At 40.5% G+C, this 4,524-nt stretch carries 2 protein-coding genes; both read left to right on the top strand.

All coding sequences use genetic code 11. The annotated features are described in order from the left end of the window. Window positions 1-1,049: 1,049 nt before the first annotated feature. Entirely contained in the window at window positions 1,050-2,477 is a 1,428-nt protein-coding gene (locus tag IQ228_RS21745) for a cell wall metabolism sensor histidine kinase WalK (RefSeq protein ID WP_035083052.1), read from the top strand. 1,162 nt (window positions 2,478-3,639) lie between these two features. Further along, complete coding sequence (locus tag IQ228_RS21750) at window positions 3,640-4,500, top strand: tetratricopeptide repeat protein (RefSeq protein WP_027403799.1); 861 nt, start codon at window positions 3,640-3,642, stop codon at window positions 4,498-4,500. Window positions 4,501-4,524: the final 24 nt, after the last annotated feature.

The following is a 4,524-nucleotide window of genomic DNA, read 5'->3' on the forward strand; positions in this document are numbered from 1 at the left end:
TTTCTCGGTTTCAGTGTTTTAATCAAAACCGAGTGACTGATTGAATAACATCTAGCAGGGATGGGAATTTTGAAATTCAGCTTATTTTATTAGCACGGAAGATTTTGACATAGCACAAGCCAGCTTTAGTAAGTAGTGAGACAGAATTAGTTACACAATGTCATTGCGTTAGCCATATGGAACAAAATGAAATGAAGCAATTCCAATGGTTGTGATTGCTTCCCTTCGCTCGCAATGACTGTAAATATTTTTGTCCAATTACTTAAAATATTCCCCATTGTAGACTCATCCTGGCTGTTGTGTGATTTTTTCAAAGACGACTATCCTCCAGAGGATGAGGTTCTTTGGGTTTAGCAGTGATCATAGGTGTCAACTTAACGCAAAACCGACAACCCAACTGGGAGTTAATTCCTGGTCTAATAGCAAAAGTTGTCTTTTGATGACTAAATAACCGTAAAAATTTTTAAATTCTTTAGTAAACTGAAGTTTACTTTGGCTATTAGACCGGAACTTAAGTTCCGGGCGGTTTTGGAGGCTAAACAAATAAGCTATTTGTAGCCTAAGTTGATACCAATGAGCAGTGCTAAACCCCTACAAATCTGGGGTTTTCGTGATTTTACAAAAGTCCATGTCTCAACCGCTTTTAGTATAATAAATAACTGAGATTCCAATTTTTCTGTAGTGAACTCGCGTACTCACTCACCGGAGGTACTTAGGCTCACACTATATTAAGTGAAAGAATTGCCGATCTTAGAGATATTGTTAAAATAGCCGTATAACTACTCTATCTTGCTAAGAGGGTGTTTTAAAAGTTATGGTTGATGTATCAAATATTTTTTACTCCACCCTAACCCTCCCCGATGCTTTGGGGAGGGAACTGGATTTTTATTTTTACCCCCCTTTACAAGGGGAAAGGGGGGTAAAAATGTGATGAAAATTACGGGATACGACTTTTCAAACATCCTCTAAAAATTTATATGATCATAAACTCCGGGATATGATCTTAAATCTTGAGAGGTTATCAATTTATTCATTTTATGTCTATTTATCTGTTTCAAGCTACTCGTCGGCGGTTGGCAATTTGGTACACGGCTATAACGGCAATTTTACTATTATTATTTGCTAGTGGAGTATATTTATATGTTCGTAGTACATTAGTTGAGCGCATTGATGATACACTATATCATGTAGTGGAAGTTGTCGAGCGTTCTTTAGTAATTGAACCGATAAAATTTCAACCGACTCAATTACGAGTAAATGTAGAAGCTAGTTTTCCTAATAATGCTGAAAATGCCGAAGATGATCGGATTGATTTAGAGTGGTTTAGTCCTAATGGTGAATTATTGTGGTCAACTTTTTCGGAAATACTAGATATTCCTATTCATGCTCATCATACAGGTGAAACTGTGCGAATAGAGGGCATGGGAGGATGGGGAGAATCTGCACAGTTATTTAGACAAGTTACGAAAAGGATAGAAAAAGGAAGACAAGTTTTAGGATATTTACGAGTTAGTCATCCTTGGTTTGAGGTGACGAAACCTAGCCGGGAATTAATTTTCGATTTGGCTTTAGGTATTAGTTTAATGCTATTGTCAGTGGCGGCTAGTGGTTGGTTTTTATCGGGTAAGGCGATGGAACCTGTGGGAGAATCTTATCAACGCCTAAAACAATTTACTGCTGATGCTTCTCATGAATTAAGAAGTCCGATTGCTTTAATTCAAACTAATGTTCAAATTGCTTTGGCTGATTTGGATGCAGGGGAAGAAGAAAAGAATACGGTTGAATATAAACAACAATTAAAGGTAGTAGAACGACTTACTCAAAGATTGGGGAAGTTAGTTAACGATTTGCTATTTTTGGCTAGACAAGATAGTGGTATTAGCACAGATTTATTTTCATCTTGTCCTCTTGATGCTTTATTAATGGAAGTTGTAGAAGAACAACAACTGGTAGCTAGAGAAAAACAAATTAATCTGGTTTTGAATTTAGTTGATTCTGCGCTGACAAAAGTTAATCCTGAATTACTAGAAAATTGGTTTACTCTCAGGGGGAATTGGGAACAATTAGTCAGGCTATTTACAAATTTGATTGGTAATGCTTTGCAATATACTCCACCTCAAGGAGTCATAAAAGTGGAGTTAGAAAGAATAGAGGGGATAAATCGAGTTACAGGCAGGCGTTACACTAATTCTCATTTACAAATAAAAGTTAGTGATACTGGCACTGGTATTCCTGCGGACGCGCTACCAAAATTATTTGACCGCTTTTATCGAGTTGATCCAGCACGAACTCATAGAGGTGGGAAAACCGCTACAGCCACAACTACTGGTTCAGGATTAGGATTAGCGATCGCTCAAGCCATTATCAAGCATCATCAAGGACAAATTCAAGTAACTAGCAATCTAGGCGAAGGTACTACTTTCACCGTTACTCTGCCAATTTTGTCCCAGGAGTCAGGAGTTCAGGAGTATGGCTAAGAGGGTGTTTGAAAAGTCTAATTTATTACTTGCAAGGGCGACTAGAAGGTGCGGAATGTGGGTTCAAAAGCCTTGATTTTTAGTTAGTCCACGCAGGTGGTCACTGAGCAGTTCGACAAGCTCACTGTAACACCTGTCGAAGTGTGGACTTTGTTTGTGTAGTAGCGTATCCCTAACGGGAGCCGGAGGTATCTTTCTAATCGCCGGAAACTTTTCAAACATCCTCTAACGCCACGCTGCGCTATCAGGAGTTCAGAAGGAAGAAGGAGTACGATTCGTTGTGAGTGAATCACGGTGAAAGTCCGTAAATAACCTCACCAACCAAACCCGACGACGGAGAAAGGTTGAACTCTCGGCTAGATATGGGTGAAAGTCCCATCTACCAGACTCAGGTATGAACCCCTATCTGTCCACACTGACCAGACTCGGTATCTGGAGGGTGAAGCTGGAAACAGGGCGCAATCAGACATCCATTGTGGGGTGACACTGGCGCTAACGGGAAGTTCCCATGATGAAACCGAGCCTGGAAAAGCAACCTATCCGATTGCGGGACACAATACAAAAACCCGACCTCACTGGAGTTAATTCCCGCCGCATTTTCTTTCAATAGCGGCTTGAGTCCAGGGAATCCAGTGGTTGAATTGGCTACATCTAACGGAACAATCAATCAACGGAGGGAACGAATAAAAACGGATTGAAGGTCTAAGAGAGGTCAAACCCTAAGTAGGCTAGACGAGCAGTGGAATCCCTTCAATTCGGGTAGGACAGACCGTAATTGGTCTGATGTGTTCAGAACACACAAATTAGAGTAGAGCATGGTTAGGCACAGTGACAACATTAGTGAACCTTGGATGACATTACCCACAGAAGAAATTCCGCCGTGATTTTATTCCGCCTACAAAAACGAGTGTATAAAGCGATTCTTGCAGGAGACAAGCGCAAACGCGAAAGCTAAGAACATCGGAAGCTGGGTGCAGTGAAAGCCGCACGCCCAGATTTAACAGAGAGGAGCGCGGGATAACCTGAGTTCGACTCTACCAGAAGGAAGAATAAAATTACCCAATGACCAATGACCAATGACCATCCTATCTGATTTTGTTAAGCTATCTTAAGCGAAAGCGTTAGCGATAAGATTCTAATATTCGGACTAGAAGGTGGTAGTGTGCCAAAATATATTCGGTTAATTTCGCTTTTAGTGGCAATCAGTTTATGGAGTTTGCCAAAAGCTGCCCATGCTCAGGCATTCATTCCGCATACAGTGCAAGTTGATAATGCTCAGTTAGAGAAACAGGGCTTGAATTTAGCCCAGGAAGCGGCTCAATTAGCTCAGTTTCAGCAAGTTGAAACAGCTTTACTTAGAGCGCAATTGGCGGTGAAATTAGCCCCACAGAATGACAAAATATGGTGGTTACTGGGAAGTTTACATTTACAAAATCGAGATCTTGATCAAGCTGTCATCTCCTTGAACAAAGCCCAAACCCTCAATCCTAAAAATCCTGAAGTGCTGTTTGCATTGGGTTCAGCCAAATTTCAAAAAAAAGATTACCAAGGAGCTATTAGCCATTATCAAGCGGGTTTGAAATTAAAACCCAATTATTCCGGGGGTTTGTTTGATTTGGGTAATGCTTACTTTATGTTACAGAAATTCCCAGATGCGATCGCTCAATTTAATTTAGCAGTTAACCAAGATAAAAAGTTTTGGCCAGCAATTAACAATATTGGTTTAATTAAATACGAACAAGGTGACATTCCGGGCGCAATTCAGCAGTGGCAAACAGCAGTTAATATTGACAAAAAAGCCGCAGAACCTTTACTTGCTTTAGCCGTAGCATCCTATAATCAGGGCGATAAACAAAAAAGTTTAGAAATGGGAGTATCCGCACTCCGCATAGATTCCCGTTATGCCAATTTAGATTTTCTCAAAGAAAACCTATGGGGCGATCGCCTACTTGCAGAAACCAAAAAATTCTTAGAAATACCAGCAATTAAATCAGCCTCACAGCCAAAGGAGGAAATACCCTAATAGGGGAGTGGGGGGAGTGGGGGG

It is taken from the genome of Dolichospermum sp. LEGE 00246, assembly GCF_015207865.1.
GTDB lineage: Bacteria > Cyanobacteriota > Cyanobacteriia > Cyanobacteriales > Nostocaceae > Dolichospermum > Dolichospermum heterosporum.